Raw genomic sequence first — 20,937 nt, 5'->3', positions numbered from 1 at the left:
AATGGCATCAGATAATAAACTCAATGAATGGAAAGGAAAAGAGATTGTATACCGCCCTATAGGGATTATACACTCCAAACATACAGAACAGGAGAACACACCAATACAGGGAATATTCAATCCTTCCGAAGGAGAAATAGAAGTTTACCCGGAATTTAAGGACGGACTTAGGGATATTGAGAAGTTTTCACATCTTATTCTTCTGTACCACTTTGACAGAGCTGACGGCCTTAAACTAATAAGGGAACCTTTCCTGGACGGTGAAAACCCAAAAGGTATATTTGCAATACGCCACTTCAACCGCCCGAATCCTATCGGCTTTTCAATTGTAAGTCTTCTCGGCGTTGAGGAAAACCGCCTCAGAATAGGTGCTGTGGATATTCTTGACGGCACACCACTTCTTGACATCAAGCCTTATGTATTCAGATTTGATAACAGAGAGGAAGTTAAAAGCGGATGGGTTGATGAAAAGCACATCGATGATATTGAAGAGTGGAATGCAACCCCCAAAGAGTTAAGGGAGAGGGAGAGAACAAAAATTGAGTGATACAGGACATTCATGGTTAAAGCGGCTCTCAATAGGAACAGGGGCCTTTCTGACCGCATTTATCCTGATAGTCCTTATTCTTATTGTTACATATCCCGGCCCGCAAAATCTTTTTGCATCCGTTTTATCAGAAGAGATCCTTTTTGCAGTACATCTGTCTCTTCTTACATCTGTAATCTCAACAATTTTCTGCATATTATTCGCAGTGCCTGCGGCATATGCACTTGCAAGATATAAATTCCACGGAAAAAACCTGATGAATACGGCAATTGACATGCCGCTTGCACTTCCCCCACTTGTTGCAGGTGTCGGCCTTTTATTATTCTTCGGAAAAACTCCGGTGGGAGAGGGACTTGCAGCCGCAGGAATCGAGTTTATATTTACTCCGCTCGGAATTATCGTTGCACAGTTCTTTGTAAATCTGCCCTTTATGGTGAGAATTTTAAGATCTTCTTTCATGTCAATAAACCCGAGATATGAATATGTTGCAAGAACTCTCGGATGCAGCGAATTCCAGGCATTCAGAAGAGTTGCTCTCCCCATGGCAAGAAACGGCTTTATTGCAGGCACTGTTATCACATGGTCAAGGGCGATAGGAGAATTTGGTGCGGCACTGATGATTGCAGGTGCCACAAGGATGAAGACTGAATCACTGCCTGTTGCAGTTTATCTCAATATGTCAACAGGAAACCTTGATATGGCAACATCCGCCGCTGCAATCCTCATTGTAATTGCACTGATATCCCTTTACGTATTTGAGAAATTCGGAGAGAACACACAGATTTAACAGGAGTTGCCAGATGCTTGAGATAAAAAATATGTCAATAGAACTCGGAGAATTTTTCCTAAAAGACATAAACCTGCAGATAGAAGACGGCGAGTACATGGTCATACTCGGGCCCACCGGTGCAGGAAAAACAATACTTTTGGAGGCAATTGCAGGAATTATTCGTCCGGATTTTGGCAGTATCATACTAAACGAAAAGGACATAACATCAGAAGATCCAAAGGACAGAAAAATTGCGATGGTCTATCAGGATTTTGTCCTTTTCCCCCACCTCTCTGTTTATGACAATATCGCATTCGGACTTAAATCACAGAGAATGAAATCCGAAGATATTGAAAAGAAAGTTTTTGAGGCATCAGAACTTCTCGGGATCACACATCTCCTAAAAAGAGACCCTGTGAACCTTAGTGGCGGTGAGAAACAGAGAACATCACTTGCAAGAGCACTTGTAATGGAGCCTGACGTTCTTCTGCTGGACGAACCCTTAAGTGCACTTGACGGGAATACAAGGGAGATGATGCGAAAGGAGCTTAAAAAACTCCACAAAACTTACAATACGACAATAGTTCATGTAACACATAATTTTGAGGAGGTATTCTCGCTTGCAGAACGTGTTGCAGTCATCAACAACGGGGAAATAGTCCAGACAGGCATTCCTGACGAAGTCTTCTCAAAACCCAACTGCCGCTTTATTGCGGGATTTGTGGGTGTTGAAAATATATTTAAGGGAAGTATATCCTCAGGAAAGGGGAGTTCAATAATATCTGTTGACGGACTTAAAATATCCTCATATGTTACAAACCTTACAGGTGAGGTCTATGCATCAGTACGGCCTGAGGACATCATGATATCAAAGGCACCTCTGAAAACTCCGGCCAGAAACTCGTTTGAAGGAAAAGTCGTAAACATTACAAACCACGGAACAATGGTGCAGGTAAAAGTGGATGTGGGCATTCCTTTTGTAACTGTTCTTACAAGGAGAGGCTTTTTTGATGTTGAAATTAAGGAAAATGACACAGTGTTTTTAACATTTAAATCAGCGGCAGTCCATGTATTCAGCTGAATTTAAGAGTGTTTTTACCGGCTGCACTTAAATTTGCACCCTATTTACAATTTTTTTTGCTGAACGTATCACAAAAAGCTATTTATGAATATATGCCATATTTTCAGTCAGGAATATGATAGATATACTTCTTGGAATCGGGATTGTAATTGTCTTTTTTATTCTGGGAATTGTCTCAGGATACTTCATAATGAATGTTTATTTTAAAAAGAGATTTAGGGTCGCAGCTGAAAAATGCCTGGATGAGGATTCTTTTGAGCCGTTTATAGTGGAGATGGAGGAAGTCTCCTAAATTAAAAAGGTGATTTAAAAAATGTTTGATATTACAGGACTTATATTGCTTGCCATTGTTACAATCTGTTTTGGATTTTTGACAGGGTTTCAGATGGCGCATATAAATTACACAAAGAGACTTGCAAAATATGTAAGAAGGTGCATACACTCAGGAACTATTGCACCGATTCTTGTAGAGCTTGAAAAGATGAAAAAAGAATGAAAAAAAGATTTTCCCTTTTTTTTCCGGGCATCCCGCCCGATAAAACCATAGTTATAATGTATTATTTAAAAAATGGATTCAAATCACTTTCAAATACTGATTCCGTCGGGACAAATAAAACATTTTCAGCGGGAATCTGCAGACTCTTATACTAAACAAATTTAGAGATTAAAACCAAACATAAATGCAATGAAAGTCACCGTCCTTGCAAGCGGGAGCAAGGGAAACTGCACATACGTCGAGGGCGATTCCGGGGCAATACTGATAGATGCAGGTTTAAGTGCAAAAGAAACCTTAAAAAGACTTGAACTTGCCGGAGGAAAAAGTGATCTCATCAAAGGTATTTTTATAACCCATGAACACTCCGATCACATAAAAGGGCTTGATGTTCTTGCAAGAAAACTGGATGTTCCTGTAATTGCAACACAGGGGACACTCTGGGAATTTGAAGACAAAAGGAAGTCTGATAAAAATATTGAAATGCAGGCCATTAAAACAGAAGAAAAAATTGAGATTGACGGATTTTTTGCAGAGGCTTTTTCCACCTACCATGATGCATGCGACCCGTGTGGATTCGTAATATCTGAAAATGGCTCAAAATTTGGTTTCTGCACAGATACCGGACATCTGACTGACAGAATTACAAATTATCTGAAAAAATGTGATGCTGTTGTACTTGAAAGCAACCACTGTCCTGTTATGCTTGAAAACGGCCCTTACCCGGTATTCCTAAAGAAACGAATAGGAGATGAAAAGAGAGGCCATCTTTCCAACACTGCCGCATCAGAATGCATTCAAAAGATGGGAGGGGATGTCGGAACAATTGTTCTTGCACATTTAAGCCAGGAGAATAATACACCTGAAAAAGCACTTCTGACCGCAAAATCCGGCGCAGGGCTTTTTGAATCGGAAATAGAGATACAGGTTTCGCTGCAGGATCAGATCTGCAGTTCATTTGAGATATAACTAACAAAAACGGGGATTTTAATCAGATGCTGTTTAGTGAATTTTCAGAGATATGCGAAAAAATAGAGGAGACATCAGGAAGACTTGACTCAATTGATATTGTGGCAGGAGTTCTGCCAGAACTTACTGATGAGGAACTGCCTGTATTTGTCAGATTTTTAATGGGCAGAATATTTCCGGACTGGAGCCCTGAAAAGACAGGTGTCGGCCCGAATCTCATCTATGAGTCTGTCGCATATGTGGCAGGAAGAAACAAAAACTCAGTTATAGGTGAGATTAATAAAGGGGGCGATGCAGGACGTGCAATAGAACTACTGCTTGCAAACAAAGAGCAGACCTCATTTTTTTCAGACTCCCTTGACTTTCTGGAAGTTCACAGGGATTTCTATTACATATCAGGTGTCGGCGGAAACAGATCACAGAAGGAAAAATTAAAAGTATTAAGACGTCTTTTTGGAAATGCAAACCCTAAAGAGGCAAGATACATATCAAGGCTGATTTTGGGTGAGCTTAGAATCGGTGTCGGCGAGGGCAACATAAGGGACGCTATAGCAAAGGGATTTTCAGTTTCCCCCGCATCTGTCGAGCACGCCTATCAGGCCTCAAATGATCTCGGAGAGGTTGCACTTTTGGCGAAATCAGGCGAGGGTGCGTTAAACGAAGTCCGGGTTGAACTCTTCCGGCCTGTTAAGATGATGCTTGCAAAACAGGGGACAATTGCAGCGATGACAGAAGAGCAGGGCAAAATTGCGGCAGAATACAAATATGACGGAACAAGATTTCAGTTTCATAAAAAAGGGGATAAATGCAGGATTTACTCAAGAAAGCTTGAGGAGGTTACAGACGCAATACCCGATGTTGCTGAAATGCTCCTCTCGTCAACAGAGCACGATATAATCCTTGACGGAGAGGTGATAGCAGTTGATGACGGCAAACCTCTTCCTTTCCAGTATGTATTGAGGCGATTCAGAAGAAAGCACGATATCGCCGATCACATGGAGAGCATTAAGCTCGTCCCGAATATTTTTGATATAATATACCTTGACGGAAAGACACTGATTGACAGACCGTTCTCAGAGAGAAGGGAAATTCTTGATGCATCTGTCAAAAATTATGTCGCACCACAGGTTGTATCAGATGATATTGAATACCTCGAATCCTTCTACAGATCAGCTCTGGATGACGGTCACGAAGGAATTATGATAAAATCACTATCTGCCCATTACACTCCAGGTGTTCGCGGAAAGGAATGGATTAAGATAAAACCTGCTGTTGATACGATAGATCTTGCAGTAATCGGTGCGGAATGGGGCGAGGGGAAACGTGCACACTTTTTCGGATCATTCCTTCTTGCATGCCAGGATGAAACAGGCAGTCTGATTCCGGTTTCAAAAGTCGCAACAGGCATTTCAGACGAGATGCTTTCAGAGATTTATGATCTCCTGAAAGACTCGGTCATCTCGGAGTCCAAAAACAGCGTGAAATTTGAACCTGAAGTTGTATTTGAAGTAGGATATGCAGAGATTCAGAAAAGTGCCAACTACAATGCAGGTTATGCACTTCGTTTCCCGAGATTTATACGGCTCAGGGATGATAAGGGAACAGACGAGATAGAGACCATATCCTCAATAGAAGAGAGATTTAAAAACCAGTCAGGCAGCAGGTAAAGAATTATTAACAGTTCTCCCGGAGCCTGTATCTTTTTTTAAGCCACAGTGTTTTTCAGGGAATATTCATTTTTGGAGAATTATATATACTACTTTCTCCTTTTTTAATCTGGAGAATTATTATGAATTTTAAAGGAGAAATTCTGGTTTTCGCCGCCATCATAACTGTGGCAGCCCTGTTTTTCATACCGGCATCAGCAGTGATTGCAGAGGTAAACGGCATGGGAACCATAACATCGGTTGATATGGATCAGAAGACGATAACAATTACAACAGATTATCAGTTTTCAACATCCTATTCAGAATCAGAACCGATCAGCGAGTGGACAGCATCTGATGCAGGAATGAGTGTTACAGGCACAGTGCCTGACGACTCGGCATTTGAGACATTTAATGTGGGAGAACCTGCCAGATACATTATTCTCGGTGGAGACGGAGGAACATATCTTGGAATTGCAAAGATGACAGAAGTGTCAGCAACAGCACTTGTAACAGACATCATAGGAGATCCTGACCGGCTGATATTCAAACCGCTTCAGGGAGAATACATCCTTACAACAGAGACTGTACCAAACTGTGCGGAATGTTCGGGAACAACATGCACTGCAAGTTCGGCAGACATAAAGGTCGTTAAATCCAAGGAGACCCTTACTGAAAAGAGTCTTCTTCCGGGCGCTGTATATTCCTATTCTACAGAAGATCCACTGGAATATGATATCTCCGTTAAATTTGTGAACGGTGAGGCCCCATCAGATCTCTGCCAGTCTTCATCATTTGGCATGATGACAGGCCCGCAGGCAGTATCAGTATATGAGATTCATATAACAGAGGGTGTTCTTCCACTGGGGCCGGGACCCGAGATACCCCCCACATCAACACCCGCATCTCCGGGATTTGAATTTATTACAGGTATTATCGCAGTCTTTTGTGTCTTACTTCTGGTAAGAAGACGATAAACCAAAAACCTTTTTTTTAGATTAAATTAATGAATTTAATATCACAAAATTAAAAATCAAAGAGACTCTTCTGAAACTTTAAATCTTTAAGAAGACTGCTTTGTGAGAGCCATTTATCGCTTCCGGCAATTTTTGAGACATATGCAGAACCCTCATTTATATCAGCACATATCATGGATGGATTTTTCATTGCACGACGTGTCGCCTCTCTTATCACCCATGTGCCTAAAGGTGCCCAGTAATCTCCTGTGATTCTTCTTACAGCAATAACCCCTGCACACCTGCGGATATCAGATAAATATTCCAGAATTCCAAGTCTTGCGGAATAATATGCACCGGATATCTGCGAATATTCATTCTTGTTCTTTTTTGTTTCACCATCTGATACAATAACCTCACTTTCACCTGCCCAGAGACTGTTCTTCTCCCAGATTTCGACCATCTCATACTTCCAGTCGCCGGGGACAAGCAGGCATATGATATGATTTGCATGCAAAATTCCGGAAAATACCATCACATCCGATATCGGCGGATACTTTGAAACCTCACTTTTAAGCCGTTTAGAGATTGTATCATCAATTGCCGTAATTCCCCATCTGGTAGGGACAGGTCTGCGGTATCTGCCTGTTCCGATCAAACCTGCCGCCAGAATGCTCTGGATGTGATGAACGTCAATTCCGCCCTTATATAATTCAAACATGCCGTCGGTTGCACGAAGGTCAGTATCTGACGTGATTTTGTCAACCACTCTGGGAACGTAAGGATTATCCAGGACATCCATCTTTTTTATGTCAGCGGAAAGCCCCACAGGTGCGAGTGTTCCGTCAAAACGGAGATTGAAAGAGACAGGCTTTTGAAATGAGACTTCAAGATCAATTGGCTTTTGGGAGAGTGCCACCTCCTGCATGCAGTCCGCAGTTCTTTTTATTATCTTTCTGCCTCTTATTGTTCCGGAACGAAGAGAGACAATTTCATCTATAGAATAGTCCTTTTTGACCCACAATTCGGGGTTGTCACTCTCGCCTGTCATAAGGGGTCCGCCGGTCATATTCGGGTAGTTGTAGCTGCCTACAAAAACGGACGGGCTCTCACCCATATAGCTGTCAACCGGTTTTGTATCAGCGCCGGCGTAAAAACGACTTATAACCGGGCATTTGGGCAGACCACAAAATCCCCTGCCTTTGCACCGGACACACAGATTGACCCTGCTCATATTATTATCCATAAAAAAAATTAAACCGGAAATAATACCGGTTTTTTATAACCCGCAGTTGAATTAAGCTCAGATGACTATTGTATAATCGCCCATACCTGACTTAAGGGTTGCATCAGCAGTCTGCCATCCCGACTGCGGGCCTTTAAGTTTCAGGGTTATTTCGTTTGAATAATAATTCATTTTCGGCATAAAAAACTGCCATGAATTCTGACCTCTTACAGTTATTCTAATATCAACATTACAGTCAGGGGAAGTGTCATACTTTGTATATACATATGTCTCATATTGTGCTGAATCATCCCCCTCAGAGAGTTTCATCACAGGCGAGAGCAGGCATGAGTTTTCAAGAGGATTCTGTGTGTCAATAAGTGAATTTTCAGATGATTCTCCTCCAAATCTGATTACTTTAAGAGTGTCCCCGAGTACTACAGGAATCCCCGAGTCCTCTGCACCATATAATTCAAAAAGTTCTGCCTCTGTTTTTTTTCCACGTTTTGTCTCTATAAGATTCTCAGAAGTCACCTTTAGCATCATGGCATCCTTCGCACCGAAGAGTTTGGCATCTACGCCTTCATCAAATCCATAGCCTTCTCCATCAATGATACTGACTCCGACAGGAGAATTCTCTTTATATGATGGGAGGGGAAAGAAAAATGTTGCATCTGTTATATCGTATCCCGCCGCTATTTCAACATCATAACTATAAGTGCTGTCCGGAACAATTCCAAGGACTGAAAAACCGCCGGGGTAGAAAAAACCCGCGATTACCATCATAATCATCACGCATATGATGAGTCCCCCTGTTATAATTGCAAGAAGTCTGGCTGTACTTTCCATATTAATACCTGTTATATCTCATATTCACATGCAATAGACAAATAGTCTTTCTTTAAACGTTCCTGAAACGAATGTTTCAGGCATTTCCTATGGGAAAAATATTTTTATTTGAATGATGGGAAAATATCCCTTCTGCCTATTTCCAACCCATCTCTTCTATCAGTTTTAAGGTGCTGATTCTTCCATCCTCAATGCTGAAGAGATTTTCCATTTTCGGCGGTTTTAGGGCAAGTGCCTCATCTATTGCATCGCTGAGACTCTCTTTGGTCACCTTGTCACAGGCAATCATGACACCGGCGCCCATCTCTTCTATTCTGCGGCCGTTGTTCCACTGCTCCGGATGATATGGATCTATTATCATCACGCAGGGTTTGTTGAAGAGAAGTGACTCATGAAGGGATGTCAGACCTCCGTGCATAATTGTAAGCCTGGATTTTGACATGTGCTTAAGGAGATCAGGGACATATCCATAGGGTTTGAAGTTTCTGCTTTCCTGAGGAAGTCCGGGAGTAGTTGAGAATACCTCAAAGTCATGATAAGGCCTCTCCTCTGCGATCTCGGATAACATCTCATACATAGGAAGTTTGAAAGGTTCGCCTCCGAAACTTGCAAAAATAGTATCAGTCCCGATCTCGTAATCAGACGGATCTATGCCCATAATCGGGCCGATAAACCTGTACCTTTCCCGATCTTCCGCTTTTATATCAAGATTGTATCCGCTCACAGTGTTGGGGGGGGAGAAATCAGGTATTAAGACACTGTCAGGAAGTGAGAGATATTTATCAACGACATTGCTTAAAAAATTCCAGTGCGCCGAGTCCTGGTCTGTTGCAGATGCAAATTTGTTCTGGTTTGTCAAAAAAAGCGAGGGCACTTTCTGTATTTTTGCAGCTGTTACCGCGGCATACATTGTATCCGAGATAAGAACATCTATTGAGTTTTCAATAATCAGACCCCTTATATGCCTAAAAGAACGGGCAAGAGAGAGCATTACCCCCTTTGAGGACCACACCGTTTTGGAAAGACTAAAACATCCTCCCTCACCTTCCAGTATTACCTCACGATATGTCTCAAATACCTGAAAATCACCCTGGTTTTTGATGAAATCGTATGCCTTCCCATATGACGCAAAGTAGCAGGTATGTCCAAACCGTTCAAAATATCGTGCCAGTTTAGTTGAACGGGAAGCATGGCCCAGCCCTTCTCCGCATACAACAAAAAGTATTCTCATGAGGTTCCTCATATACAAAAACAGGAGAAATATTGAGATTTTTAACCCCAACTCCTATTCTTTTTCTGTATTATATCTTTTGAATTATTCAGACATTAGTCTTTTTAATGTACATCTTCTACATGAGCAATAAAAAATGCGATGAAAAATAAAATGAAAAACCAGACCATATTGTCCTGAATGCGAATTCTGGAATTTCTGTCTGCTTTTTTTAAGAATGATTCACTTATATTTTTGATATGAAAAGCATTTACGCTAAATAGAGATTTAATCGTCAAATAAATCTTTAAAATTAAAAAACGTTAAGAATAGTGGGCTCGTTGAGATTCGAACTCAAGACCTCCGCCGTGTCAAGGCGACGTCATAAACCAGCTAGACCACAAGCCCCTTTGTGTCACCGTAGTGCTCTATTAACTATGTAATCTGAGTTATAAAAACGATTCTCTTTTGACCTGTGATGTTCTGAAAAATGCCGGGAGGAAAATTATGAAATATCAGATCCTAAAAATTATCCTGATTTCTGATCTCTCCTGAAGAAAAGAGCCAGATTTATCGCAATAAGGCCAATCAGTGTATCAATAAACCAGAAACCCGGCGTTTTTTTATCCTTAACAGGACTGGCAGATGAATTTTCGGATGAATTCACAACAGAAGGAATGTCTTCAGATTTATTATAATAACGAAGATATATGCCAATGTTTTCAGGTGAATTATCCTCCCACACTATTTTGCCGTCTGATACAGAAGGACTGCACTGATCACCTGTTCTTTCTGAGAGCAGCTCTGCCTTTCTGGTCTCATAATCATAGTAATAAATCAAACTCCCTTTTTTATCACCTGACGCTCCCCTGCCGCCATATTCATAGACTGCCAGATAATCATCAGTTTTAAGCCTGCTTACAGGAACCGATCCTGTATTGAGGTCATCTATATGACCGGATGATATGTTGTAAAAGATTATTTTATAATCTGTGTTTTGTCCTCTGACATAATTATGATCAAGCCATGCCGCCCTGTCACCTGATATTGAAATATACGAGGAGTAACCTGTATTTTCATAAATTCTAATTTTTTCATGCGATATCATATCATAGAGATATATTCTGTATGATGTATCATTGCATGTCTGGAAGAGTATCTTTTTACCGTCAGTATCCGCAGCTTTTGATATTCTGGATTGAAAAGAAAAATCAGATATGCTGCCATCAGTGATATCGTAGATACTTATCTTAGAATGTTGCCCACCTAAACCTGATTTTTCTGTCCAGATGATAGTATTTCCTGCTATAACCGGATTTTTCTGGTCGCCGTAGTCTGTCGTTGCTGTCTTTGTGACTTTGGTTTCTATATCATAGTAATATATGTCGGAATAGGTATCGCTTCCAGGGACTGAATCAGACCAGACAATATAACGGCCTGAGATATCAGGAGCTCCCGGTCTTTGACTATTTACAGGAATCTGGACTTCATCTCCGGATGTGATATTGTGAAGAATTATCCTGTATTTTGCATCAGCGAATACAGGGTGCTCTTCATACGATTCATACTTTGAGAGCCAGACGATGTTATCGCCATCTGTTGCAGTCTCGTAATTTCCATACACATTTTTACTGATCAGGATATCCTCACCGGGCAATTCGGCATTTACAACCCCTGTTAGAGATAAAAACGCAGCAAAACATAAAATAAAAACTGTATTGTATTTCATCCCCTTTATGTCCCCTAAAATAATATTACCGGATAAAGCCATTATTATTTGCATTAAAAAAACTAAAAAAACGGATATTATTGAGGCTGAAATAAAATCTGCCTTACAATTAAAATCGCCTTATTATAAATGGGCAGGTTTATGATATAAAATACAATATAATACAATATGGCATCTGACGAGTCACAGTTGCAGGAAATATCACTCCTGTATGTTGACGATGAACCTGCTCTTCTTGATATCGGGAAAATTTTTCTTGAAAGGGCAGGCAATTTTTTCGTAACTACAGCTCAGAGTGCAGAAGAAGCAATAAGACTCCTCTCAGAAGAATCATATGATGTAATTATCTCCGATTACCAGATGCCGGAGATGGACGGGATTGAATTCCTCAAACACTTAAGGGCAGAGGGCAACACACTGCCTTTCATAATATTTACCGGAAAGGGCAGGGAAGAAGTTGTTATTGAGGCATTAAACGAGGGAGCGGATTTTTACCTTCAGAAAGGCGGCGACCCGAAATCACAGTTTGCCGAACTGACACACAAGATAATAAAGGCAGTCACGGGGAAACAGGCAGAGGAGGCACTTTTAAAAAATACAGAGGCACTACATGCTGCCTATGAGAACATTACCGCTTCAGAAGAGGAACTCAGACAGAATCTTGATGAAATGGTGCAACAGGAGAACGCACTCCGGGAATCAAAGCGCAAGCTTTCAGACATCATCGAGTTTCTTCCCGATGCAACGGTTGTCATCGACCGGAAAGGGATAGTGATTGCATGGAACCGGGCTATGGAGGAGATGACAGGAATAAAAAAGGATGCGATGATCGGGCAGGGAGACCATGCCTACACAATTCCCTTCTATGGTAAACGACGAAAGCAGCTGATGGACTTAATCGATGAGGAAGATGATGAGATCAGCTCAGAATACCAGTCTCTTACTAAAAAAGACAACACCCTTTATGCAGAAGCCTTTGCCCCGGCATTATATGACGGGAAAGGCGGATATATCTGGATGACAGGAAGACCTTTGCTTAATACTGAAGGTAAAAGGATAGGTGCCATTGAATCCATCCGCGATATAACCGAACGCAGACAGGCAGAGCAGGCGCTTAAAGAGTCAGAGAACCTGTACCGGACTATTTTTGAAACGACCGGAGCAGCCACAATAATTATAGAAAATGATACAACAATCAAAATGGCTAACTCGGGATTTGCAGCACTTTCCGGTTTTTCAATAGATGAACTGGAAGGAAAAAAGAGCTGGACAGTATTTGTTGTGCCCGAAGATCTCGAAGTTATGAAAAATTATCATCATGACCGCCGCAACGATTCCTTAAGTGAAAAACGGCTTTATGAGTTTAGATTTCTCAACAGAGACGGTAAAATCAGGCACTGCATCAATAATGTAAGAGTAATACCCGGAACAACCCTGAGCGTTGCATCTGTTGTCGATATCACTGACCGCAAGAAGGCAGAAGAGACACTTGCAGAGAGCGAGATGCGATATCGCTGTGTTGTTGAAGACCAGACAGAATTTGTCTGCCGGTTTTTGCCTGACGGGACACATGTATTTGTCAATGAAGCCTACTGCAGGTACTTTGGCAGTACACGCGATGAGATTCTCGGGAAAAAATTCCAGCCGGATATCCCGCCTGAAGACAAAAAACGTTTATCAAAATTCTTTAAATCCTTAACACCTAAACACCCGGTTGACAGTATTGAGCATCAGATAATTATGCCGGATCAGACAATCCGCTGGCAGCTCTGGAGTGACAGGGCAATATTTGACAGTAAAGGTTCAGTTATAGAATACCAGTCTGTTGGCCGTGATATCACTGACAGAAAACTTGCAGAAGATGCTCTTCGCCTCGCAAAAAGAAAACTCCGGATCCTCTCAGGCATTACAAGGCATGATATTTTAAACCAGATAACAGTGCTACAGGGTTTTCTTGATTTTGCGGAGGACATGAGCACTGATCCCAAACAGAAAGATTATCTGGAAAAAGTGGATGAGAAAACTGTAGCCATCCGGCGAAGCATTGAATTCACACGTGAATATGAAAAGCTTGGTGTGGATAAACCTGTCTGGCTTAATACCTCTGAAATTGTAAAAAATCTGGACGATAATGACCTTCTGGCACGCAATAACTGTGGTGATCTTTTAGTATATGCCGATCCAATGCTCGAGAAGGTTTTTGCAAACTTAATGGACAACACAATCCGGCATGGTGAAAAGGCAACTGAAGTTGGTCTTAACTGCATTATATCTGATGAGAATCTGACTATTATCTGGGAAGATAACGGGAAAGGAATTCCCGATTCCAAAAAAGAAATGATTTTTGACAGAGGTTTCGGGGAGAATACAGGTTTCGGACTCTTTTTAGCAAGGGAGATCCTCTCGATTACAGGTCTGACTATCAAAGAAACAGGAGAAGAGGGTAAAGGGGCACGGTTTGAGGTAAAAGTTCCAAAGGGAGCCTGGAAAAGTGTCTGAATATCTGAGTTCCATCAGGTGCACCAGTATCTTCCCGGACAAAATTAATTTTTCAGATATCGTCTGATATGAAATTTTGTGGATTTATCTTTTACTTCTGAATCAATTTAGACAGTTTCACTCTATAAAATTTTTAATCAGAGTTGTCGCCCATTCCCTTCTTTTCATATTGAGAACCTAAATAATGACAGGAAAATAATTGATCACTTAATGAAGAGAAACAGTTCACAGTTACTTTATCCATCACTTCGGCAGCAGACGGCGACATTCGATACCTGACAACACGGCCGCATTTTGTGGAGAGAATTATTCCGGCGTCACTAAGTCTTCTCATATACCACGAAACTGTGGAAGAGGATGCCATTACTTTTTCTGCTATATCGCTTCTTGAAGCATCAGGTGAATCCAGAAGATATTTACATATTGAATAATTTGTTTCATTTCGAAGACTTACAAAAATCTGCATCTCCAGGTCCTGATAACGGCCGGAATTTTCAAAATAAAAATTTCTTTTGTTTTTTGAAAAAGCAGTGATTATATGCTTCTGCTTAAGAATCCTCAGATGATAATCGAGTGTACCTCTGTTTACCAAAAGGCAGTTTTCAACCTCGGTAAAGGATGTTCCGGGATTTTTAACAATGAACTGATATATTTCGTTGCGGGAATTGTTATCAAGTATTGTTTTTTTATCAATCCTCCTGAAATTAAGTGCAATCATACCGGAAACTGCAAGAATTATCTCGGCAGGCAACAGAAAAACAGGAGAGATTAATACAAATGTGACGGCAAGAATTGCCAGCGGGGGAACTTCCCATAATTCAAGCGGAACAGGCATTTTTGCCTCACTAACCGGAGTTCCTGACTCATCCCATCCCTGAACAGAGTAAGAAAGAGGTTGTGCATACGCAGGAAGGAATGAAAACATTGCTGCCAGAGAAATTATAAATATAATTATTATATTCCTGCAAATTGCCATTTATATCACGCCCCGATTATTTTAATTTTTTTATTTTCACTATATATGATTTGTGTGACAAGACCTTACATATTAGATCATACTGCCTGGAAGAAGAGTTTGAGTTAACAATTAAAACGCCTTACGCCACAATTCTTTACATATCAACTAAGAAAAAAAGATTTGTATAAAAATATTTTTTGTGGATTTTTAGTGGATCTGGTCAATTCCTACTACATACACATATTATTTGCGAATTTTATCACGAAATAGATGATTTTATGTAATTTATATTTTTTTCTGGTTAAATGTCTCATTTGGATCTGATTTTATATTTTTAGGAATGCCCGGACTGTCAATATAAGAATTTATACTCTTTATTAAACAGCAGTATTTCCGGGAATTATTCTGCTAAATATTTATCCCCCTTACTTTCGTTTGCACCTCCTTTTTTTACAATTTATATCTTTCATTGATATATGATTTCTATGAGAAAACTCGTATGGAAATTTAAATATTGTCGAAATAGCTGAAACAATATGGGACTGATTAACAATAATCCTAAGAAAAAATTCATTCTTCTAAAATATCCTGCAAAAAACATATCTGTTCAAAATCAGAATTGGTTTATATAAAAATAAATAATGCTTTATTTAAGATACTGAATATGATCTGTCGGGCGGAATTTTTCCATAAATATAACCTTCCTGACGAATCTCCTCACAGAAATCACTTACATAGATGATTCAAAAGAATGCTTTACAATTAAAAAGGAGAGTGATAAAACGAACAGAATAAAAATATGGATAACAAGCATTCTTTTGATATCAGCATGCCTGCTGATTTGCAGTTTTCCGGCATCTGCAGATGATAAAATAACCTTAGTACGTCCTATACCTGATGAATTGTCACAAACAGATACCTTTGACATCTTTTTAAAATCTTCCTACCCGGAAGGGTCATATATAAATCATAATTTTACTCTGGATACTCCATATCCCCACAGAGATAAACTCAAAGGAATGGCAGGCTCAGGGGGCGGCACCATAATTAGCGGCAATCGTACATTTGTGTATCATGAAAAAGAATCCCTTATAAATTATATTCCGGGAGACTGGAATCTGACAATATGGGAGACAAGCAATCCTGACAAGGCATATTCTAAAATTATTCATATTTATCCGGCAGGAATGGAGCCTGAAGATGAACCGGTTCTGCCTGATTTCTGCAATCCTAAATACGAAAATCCCCGCCAGAATTTTAAACTGACTCCGGAACCGGATGCAACAGCAGGTATTTTTGCCAAAGGCCAGCCGCTGCATCTTACGGGAAAAGGACTTTCAGGCACAAAGACAGGAGTCTGGACATACCAGGCAACTGAAGGCATTAAAGACGGTTATTCACATTTTGAAGTGATTTCTACAGACTGCAATGGAGAAATTATGGGCAACGGGGAGATATTGCCGGTCTTTAACTCATACAACATGCCGCAAGGCAGATACTATGTATATGCAGTCTCCGGAGATTTTGAATATATAGAGAAAAAGATAATTCCTTCAACTTATACTGAGCTTGAAAATGTAATCCTAAAAGATAAAAATCTGAAGTATCAGAAATTTACTTTCCTTGCAAACGAACCTGAAATATCAATAAACGAAAAAATATCAAAAGAAATTGAAATCGGGGCACAACTGGAGATTGAAGGAACAACTAATCTCAAATCAGGGGCAATTCTGGAAATTGTTGTAAGCTCATCAGTTGTTGATTATGATTCATATCAGGGAATAATTGTGCAGGAGACAGAAGTATTTCCATACGATGACAAAAACAGGTGGGAATCTGTAATTGACACTTCCGTTCTCGGACCAGGAGAATATACAATTGCAGTGGAAAGCCCAAAAGGTCTTGGTAAAGACAGCACAACGCTGAACACATATTATGAGGTCTACAGTGTTTTGGAATCATCAGAAGATGTACTGTCAAAGATAACCTATGATGTTGACCAGAATACTAAAAGTATCATAGATAAAACAGAAATTCAAAACTTCAGGGATTATTCAGGCAGTTATCTGGATGATTTCACACAGGATTGTATATCTGCGGTGACAGGCAGGGAAATGCCAAAAACAACTGTCTCAAAAGCCGGGGGAAGCATATTGCCAGGTATTTCACTGCTTTTGAGAGGAGGATTTTAAATGATACCTCCGGCTGTCAGGCAAAAAAAGTTCCACAGTAAAATTTATCGGGGAATCACAAACAAAATCAAAAAATACTGTGTGAATAAAGATAACAAAAATTCTGTATTAAATAAAAGCCGTTTAATTCAGGTCTTCGTTCTCTCAGCAGTGTTATTCTGCATTTTTGTTGCACCGCCTGCTTTAGCAGGAGATATTTCAGAAAAATCAGATTACTTTGCAAAAGAACGGTACGTATCTCCCGGTTTTGATATGAATCTAAAATTAAATCCGGTCTCAATATACGGTGGAACTCTGGCAAAGGATCAGCCGCTGTATCTTTCAGGAACAGGTACACCTGATTCTGAGATAGGTGTCTGGTTCTATAAGGAAAGTATGGGAGTTGTAGATAAAAACAGTTTTGTGAAATTTCAGACAGATGAAAACGGATATATTTTAGGAGACGGTGTTATCCTTGACGAAACAAAATCGCACAAACTCTTTTCAGGCAAGTATTATGTATATATTGTCGGGGGCGATTCTGAATTTATAAACAGCGGGTATTTTCCTGAAACAAATACGGAATTTGAGATTGAACTTAAAAAAAGAGAGCAAAAAAACCCATATATGAAAATAATGATGCTTGCAGAAGTCCCGTGGATACGGTTTGACACCAAAAAATTACCTGATATTACCACAGGCACACCACTGAAACTTTCAGGAACAACGAACCTTGCAGAAAATACACGCCTTATTATTTCAGTTGAGCCCACAGCACCGGATGAATCATTCTTTAAGGATCAGATTATTGAAGATACCCTGGTTGAAAGCGGCGGTGAATATTATACATGGGAAAAGGAGATTATTACAGACGAACTTGCCCCCGGAGAATATCTAATAACTGTTGAGGCCACTGAGGCAGATGCAGATGCTGTAAATACATTCTCAGTTTACGCTGAGGCATATTCTGCAGATACCACTGATAATCTTCTTCTGGTAAAATCATACACAGTCGATTCCGAAACAAAAGACCTCGCAGGAAACCCAAAACCTGAAGAAGAATACACAATAAAACCAGGAGAATTTGGGCCTGCAAACCAAAGCCCGCTAAGCCCCGGGCTTTTAATATTTGAAACGGCACTGATTGCAGGGACACTTGCTTTTGCTATTAAAAGACGGGAGAACAGATAGATGAAATTACATTTATTATCCCTGATTCTGGCAGTTTTCTTTATTGTTACACCATGTTTTGCGCAGGAAATATCGGATGCCGAATTTATTGCGAAGGGTGATGCGGCAAGATATGACGCAATCGCCTTTAAAGACAATGTTGTTGCCTGGATAGAATATAAACAGGATGAAAACAACATGCTTGCAAGTTCGATTCACAAGTACAATATCTCAACAGGCATGCAGGAAGTTGTAATTGCTGATCCTTCCGGAAAGTTCAGTCTTGATTTCTCGGGCGACCGGTATGTATGGTCTGATAATCGTGCAATTTATCTTTATGATGAATCTGACGGAAAAATAACATTTTTATATACCAAAAACCCCCAGCACTCACCGGTGATTGACGGAGATATAATTGTCTGGGTAGAGAATATCGATGAGAAGAGATCAACTCTAAGGATGTACGATCTCTCAACAGGCGAATACACAAGTATTCATAGAAACACATTTTACGACTCATACTCCCATCCGGCAATATCAGACGGGAAAGTCGTGTATATCTGGGAAGACATCATTGAAAATAAACGGGAATTACGCCTTTATGAGAATACCCGTAAAAATACCCTGGAATTTTATACAGATGTTCCTGACGTTCATTACTCACCTGCAATAGATAAGGACATTATTGTCTGGACCGGAATGCACAAAGGGCATTATACAACATTTATGTATGATATCAATACCAAAGAATCCGGACCGGTCGATTATACAGAGTCCGCCCAGTTATGCCCGGACGTTTCCGGGGATCATATTGTCTGGCTTGATTTTGGGCCATATCCTTCAAATCTGCCATGGGGGGGAAATGTATATTTGCACAACTTAAACACAAATGTGACAGAAAAGATATCAAAAGACCGTAAGCAGGATTATCCAAAAATTTCAGGAGATTATGTGGTATGGCTTGACAGCTGGGGCACCGGCCATGACATATATCTTTACAGTTTTTTAGATTTGGGGAGAGATTTTTTGAGTGGTGATGAGGGAGGCATTTATGATGCAACCCCTACTCCTCTCCCGACTCCGGAAACAAAGGTTCGTTTTTACAGCACGATTTTTAAGGGCGATACAGACTGGTATTCACTGACTCCCTCAGGAAACACTCAATTGTCTTTTGAACTCAGGTGGTCTGATCCTGGTACTGAACTTTCATTATCGGTTGTGAGTCCTTCAGGTTCCATCTGGCATTTCATCGACACTGATGATGACAATGATGATAATGCAGTCAGGATGACTATTTCAAATATTAACAGTTATTTCCAGGATAACGGAAAATGGACGGTTGCGGTTTCAGGCGGGATAATGTCATCAGAAACGGATTATGATCTGTGCTGGTACTAAACAAATAACACATATAAAATACCTGACAATCTAGAAGCAATGGCAGATATTCTGAATATTGTGAAGAAAATAATCATCGCAGTAGTTATTCTTATTGGAATTATGATAATCTCTTTTGCATCAATTATAGGATATTTAACCCTTACAGCACATGAAAATTCAATGTCGGATTACTCATATGAACTTATTCTTTCAACATCAGGGCCTGTTGATAATGGAACCTTACTGATTCCTGTTCCCTCCCTATACGATCCGGATTTTAGAAATAATGAGACAATTATTAGTGTATCGGACATCACTTTCAAAAATTACGACAGGAATAATATCTCTGTAAAGATTGAGAATAAAAACGGATATCCTGTGCTCAATATCTCAGCCGACAGGATAAGTCCGGTTTACAAAAACCACATCAGACCCATAATGATTCTGCCCGGAGAGAACACATCAAAACTTCAACAACCCACCCATATTTACTCGGGCAGTTATTCAGAAGAAACACCAGTTCTCATTCAAATGGAAATTCATACTTATCTTAAAACTAACGGAGATGAAATTAATACAAAAACACCAATAGGAAACGAGCCTCTTATCATGCCGTATCACATCCTGGAAGATTTCAACACTAAAACCGGCAACATATATGAAGACTACTATTTAAGCGAAGGAACTTCAGGTTATGCACTTGAGGTGCCGGTTTTCCTCTCATATGATTCCGATAATGACAATATCCTCACCATATCTTCTGAATTGCGTGGATCAAACCAGTGGCATGTACTGGGCTGGCAGTGGAATTCATATACACAGAGAATCAAAAATGAGTTTAGTGGTGCATGCAATGGCACATATCAGCTAAAAGGTGTTTTGATTGCCGGAGAGGGCATTTACTGAGTGTTCTGACTTTTGCGTAGTCAGGATGGGCGAAGTTTAACCATCCAAAAAAATAATTTTTTAGAAATTTTAGAAGCTTTTTTACCGGATGAAATTTGAAGTTTTTCTGTAATACTCATAACAATAAAAGGAGATTTTATGGACGAAAATTCATATTATGACGAAACTTTTGAAAAACTGGATTATTCTGACAAAGAATTGTGCAGAACAGAATTTGAGTCATGTAATTTTAATGACTGTAACTTTTCAGATAGTAATTTATCAGGCAGTGTTTTCATGGATTGTCAGTTTAATAACTGCAACATCAGCACGCCGAATTTCAATAACACCGGTTTAAAAAGTGTGGAATTTATAAACTGCAAACTTACAGGTGCTGATT

At 40.0% G+C, this 20,937-nt stretch carries 19 protein-coding genes and 1 tRNA gene; 14 read left to right on the top strand and 6 right to left on the bottom strand.

What is annotated here, in order from left to right:
• Position 1: 1 nt before the first annotated feature.
• The 8 genes from tsaA to ACTB1O_RS09350 all read left to right on the top strand — a co-directional run bounded on the left by tsaA (position 2) and on the right by ACTB1O_RS09350 (position 6,482).
• The gene (tsaA, locus tag ACTB1O_RS09385) at positions 2-547 is read left to right on the top strand and encodes a tRNA (N6-threonylcarbamoyladenosine(37)-N6)-methyltransferase TrmO (RefSeq protein WP_462994874.1); all 546 of its coding nucleotides are present in this window, start codon (positions 2-4) and stop codon (positions 545-547) included.
• Entirely contained in the window at positions 540-1,334 is a 795-nt protein-coding gene (locus ACTB1O_RS09380) for an ABC transporter permease (RefSeq protein WP_462994873.1), read from the top strand. Before tsaA ends, ACTB1O_RS09380 begins: the two co-directional genes overlap by 8 nt.
• Positions 1,335-1,347: 13 nt before the next feature.
• Positions 1,348-2,397, top strand: a complete 1,050-nt coding sequence (gene wtpC / locus ACTB1O_RS09375) for a tungstate ABC transporter ATP-binding protein WtpC (protein ID WP_462994872.1) — start codon at positions 1,348-1,350, stop codon at positions 2,395-2,397.
• A 115-nt stretch (positions 2,398-2,512) separates the two neighbouring features.
• Positions 2,513-2,689, top strand: a complete 177-nt coding sequence (locus ACTB1O_RS09370) for a hypothetical protein (RefSeq protein WP_462994871.1) — start codon at positions 2,513-2,515, stop codon at positions 2,687-2,689.
• 21 nt (positions 2,690-2,710) lie between these two features.
• On the top strand, positions 2,711-2,893 hold the full coding sequence (locus tag ACTB1O_RS09365) for a hypothetical protein (protein WP_462994870.1): 183 nt from the start codon (positions 2,711-2,713) through the stop codon (positions 2,891-2,893).
• A gap of 189 nt (positions 2,894-3,082) precedes the next feature.
• The gene (locus ACTB1O_RS09360; protein ID WP_462994869.1) at positions 3,083-3,859 is read left to right on the top strand and encodes an MBL fold metallo-hydrolase; all 777 of its coding nucleotides are present in this window, start codon (positions 3,083-3,085) and stop codon (positions 3,857-3,859) included.
• A 26-nt stretch (positions 3,860-3,885) separates the two neighbouring features.
• Positions 3,886-5,526 (top strand): ATP-dependent DNA ligase, encoded by a 1,641-nt coding sequence (locus tag ACTB1O_RS09355; protein WP_462994868.1) that lies wholly within the window; start codon positions 3,886-3,888, stop codon positions 5,524-5,526.
• 122 nt (positions 5,527-5,648) lie between these two features.
• Entirely contained in the window at positions 5,649-6,482 is an 834-nt protein-coding gene (locus tag ACTB1O_RS09350) for a hypothetical protein (RefSeq protein WP_462994867.1), read from the top strand.
• 49 nt (positions 6,483-6,531) lie between these two features.
• Here the strand turns inward: ACTB1O_RS09350 and ACTB1O_RS09345 are convergent, their stop codons facing one another.
• From ACTB1O_RS09345 to ACTB1O_RS09325, 5 genes are all read right to left on the bottom strand, one after another.
• Positions 6,532-7,707, bottom strand: coding sequence for a hypothetical protein (locus tag ACTB1O_RS09345; RefSeq protein WP_462994866.1), 1,176 nt, complete (start codon positions 7,705-7,707; stop codon positions 6,532-6,534).
• Positions 7,708-7,764: 57 nt separating this feature from the next.
• Complete coding sequence (locus ACTB1O_RS09340; protein WP_462994865.1) at positions 7,765-8,535, bottom strand: hypothetical protein; 771 nt, start codon at positions 8,533-8,535, stop codon at positions 7,765-7,767.
• Positions 8,536-8,671: 136 nt separating this feature from the next.
• Positions 8,672-9,766, bottom strand: a complete 1,095-nt coding sequence (locus ACTB1O_RS09335) for a glycosyltransferase (RefSeq protein ID WP_462994864.1) — start codon at positions 9,764-9,766, stop codon at positions 8,672-8,674.
• Positions 9,767-10,078: 312 nt separating this feature from the next.
• Positions 10,079-10,153 (bottom strand) — tRNA-Val (locus ACTB1O_RS09330).
• Between the two features lie 121 nt (positions 10,154-10,274).
• A complete protein-coding gene (locus ACTB1O_RS09325; protein WP_462994863.1) occupies positions 10,275-11,474 on the bottom strand; it encodes a TolB family protein in 1,200 nt (399 codons plus the stop codon).
• A 168-nt stretch (positions 11,475-11,642) separates the two neighbouring features.
• On the opposite strand from ACTB1O_RS09325, the gene ACTB1O_RS09320 reads away from it, so the two are divergent.
• Complete coding sequence (locus tag ACTB1O_RS09320) at positions 11,643-13,973, top strand: response regulator (RefSeq protein ID WP_462994862.1); 2,331 nt, start codon at positions 11,643-11,645, stop codon at positions 13,971-13,973.
• A 133-nt stretch (positions 13,974-14,106) separates the two neighbouring features.
• Here the strand turns inward: ACTB1O_RS09320 and ACTB1O_RS09315 are convergent, their stop codons facing one another.
• Positions 14,107-14,949, bottom strand: a complete 843-nt coding sequence (locus ACTB1O_RS09315) for a winged helix-turn-helix transcriptional regulator (RefSeq protein WP_462994861.1) — start codon at positions 14,947-14,949, stop codon at positions 14,107-14,109.
• A 1,001-nt stretch (positions 14,950-15,950) separates the two neighbouring features.
• Between ACTB1O_RS09315 and ACTB1O_RS09310 the strand changes: the two genes are divergently transcribed.
• From ACTB1O_RS09310 to ACTB1O_RS09290, 5 genes are all read left to right on the top strand, one after another.
• Positions 15,951-17,123: a hypothetical protein gene (locus tag ACTB1O_RS09310; RefSeq protein ID WP_462994860.1), complete on the top strand. Its 1,173-nt coding sequence runs from the start codon at positions 15,951-15,953 to the stop codon at positions 17,121-17,123.
• A complete protein-coding gene (locus ACTB1O_RS09305; RefSeq protein WP_462994859.1) occupies positions 17,124-18,293 on the top strand; it encodes a hypothetical protein in 1,170 nt (389 codons plus the stop codon).
• Positions 18,294-19,670 carry a hypothetical protein gene (locus ACTB1O_RS09300; protein ID WP_462994858.1) on the top strand — a complete coding sequence of 459 codons (1,377 nt, stop codon included), beginning with the start codon at positions 18,294-18,296 and terminating at the stop codon, positions 19,668-19,670.
• A 39-nt stretch (positions 19,671-19,709) separates the two neighbouring features.
• Positions 19,710-20,558, top strand: a complete 849-nt coding sequence (locus ACTB1O_RS09295) for a hypothetical protein (protein WP_462994857.1) — start codon at positions 19,710-19,712, stop codon at positions 20,556-20,558.
• 138 nt (positions 20,559-20,696) lie between these two features.
• Positions 20,697-20,937: pentapeptide repeat-containing protein (locus ACTB1O_RS09290; protein ID WP_462994856.1), on the top strand; the 241-nt coding region annotated here is incomplete at its 3' end.

It is taken from the genome of Methanomicrobium sp. (assembly GCF_055145805.1).
The sequence above is the reverse complement of the archived record's forward strand: the minus strand, read 5'-3'. Positions and strand labels throughout refer to the sequence as shown.

Coding starts and splice junctions, on each gene's coding strand:
- tsaA (WP_462994874.1), top strand. CDS start 2: ATGGCATCAGATAATAAACTCAATGAATGGAAAGGAAAAGAGATTGTA.
- wtpC (WP_462994872.1), top strand. CDS start 1,348: ATGCTTGAGATAAAAAATATGTCAATAGAACTCGGAGAATTTTTCCTA.
- ACTB1O_RS09370 (WP_462994871.1), top strand. CDS start 2,513: ATGATAGATATACTTCTTGGAATCGGGATTGTAATTGTCTTTTTTATT.
- ACTB1O_RS09365 (WP_462994870.1), top strand. CDS start 2,711: ATGTTTGATATTACAGGACTTATATTGCTTGCCATTGTTACAATCTGT.
- ACTB1O_RS09360 (WP_462994869.1), top strand. CDS start 3,083: ATGAAAGTCACCGTCCTTGCAAGCGGGAGCAAGGGAAACTGCACATAC.
- ACTB1O_RS09355 (WP_462994868.1), top strand. CDS start 3,886: ATGCTGTTTAGTGAATTTTCAGAGATATGCGAAAAAATAGAGGAGACA.
- ACTB1O_RS09350 (WP_462994867.1), top strand. CDS start 5,649: ATGAATTTTAAAGGAGAAATTCTGGTTTTCGCCGCCATCATAACTGTG.
- ACTB1O_RS09345 (WP_462994866.1), bottom strand. CDS start 7,707: ATGGATAATAATATGAGCAGGGTCAATCTGTGTGTCCGGTGCAAAGGC.
- ACTB1O_RS09340 (WP_462994865.1), bottom strand. CDS start 8,535: ATGGAAAGTACAGCCAGACTTCTTGCAATTATAACAGGGGGACTCATC.
- ACTB1O_RS09335 (WP_462994864.1), bottom strand. CDS start 9,766: ATGAGAATACTTTTTGTTGTATGCGGAGAAGGGCTGGGCCATGCTTCC.
- ACTB1O_RS09325 (WP_462994863.1), bottom strand. CDS start 11,474: ATGAAATACAATACAGTTTTTATTTTATGTTTTGCTGCGTTTTTATCT.
- ACTB1O_RS09320 (WP_462994862.1), top strand. CDS start 11,643: ATGGCATCTGACGAGTCACAGTTGCAGGAAATATCACTCCTGTATGTT.
- ACTB1O_RS09315 (WP_462994861.1), bottom strand. CDS start 14,949: ATGGCAATTTGCAGGAATATAATAATTATATTTATAATTTCTCTGGCA.
- ACTB1O_RS09310 (WP_462994860.1), top strand. CDS start 15,951: ATGGCAGGCTCAGGGGGCGGCACCATAATTAGCGGCAATCGTACATTT.
- ACTB1O_RS09305 (WP_462994859.1), top strand. CDS start 17,124: ATGATACCTCCGGCTGTCAGGCAAAAAAAGTTCCACAGTAAAATTTAT.
- ACTB1O_RS09300 (WP_462994858.1), top strand. CDS start 18,294: ATGAAATTACATTTATTATCCCTGATTCTGGCAGTTTTCTTTATTGTT.
- ACTB1O_RS09295 (WP_462994857.1), top strand. CDS start 19,710: ATGGCAGATATTCTGAATATTGTGAAGAAAATAATCATCGCAGTAGTT.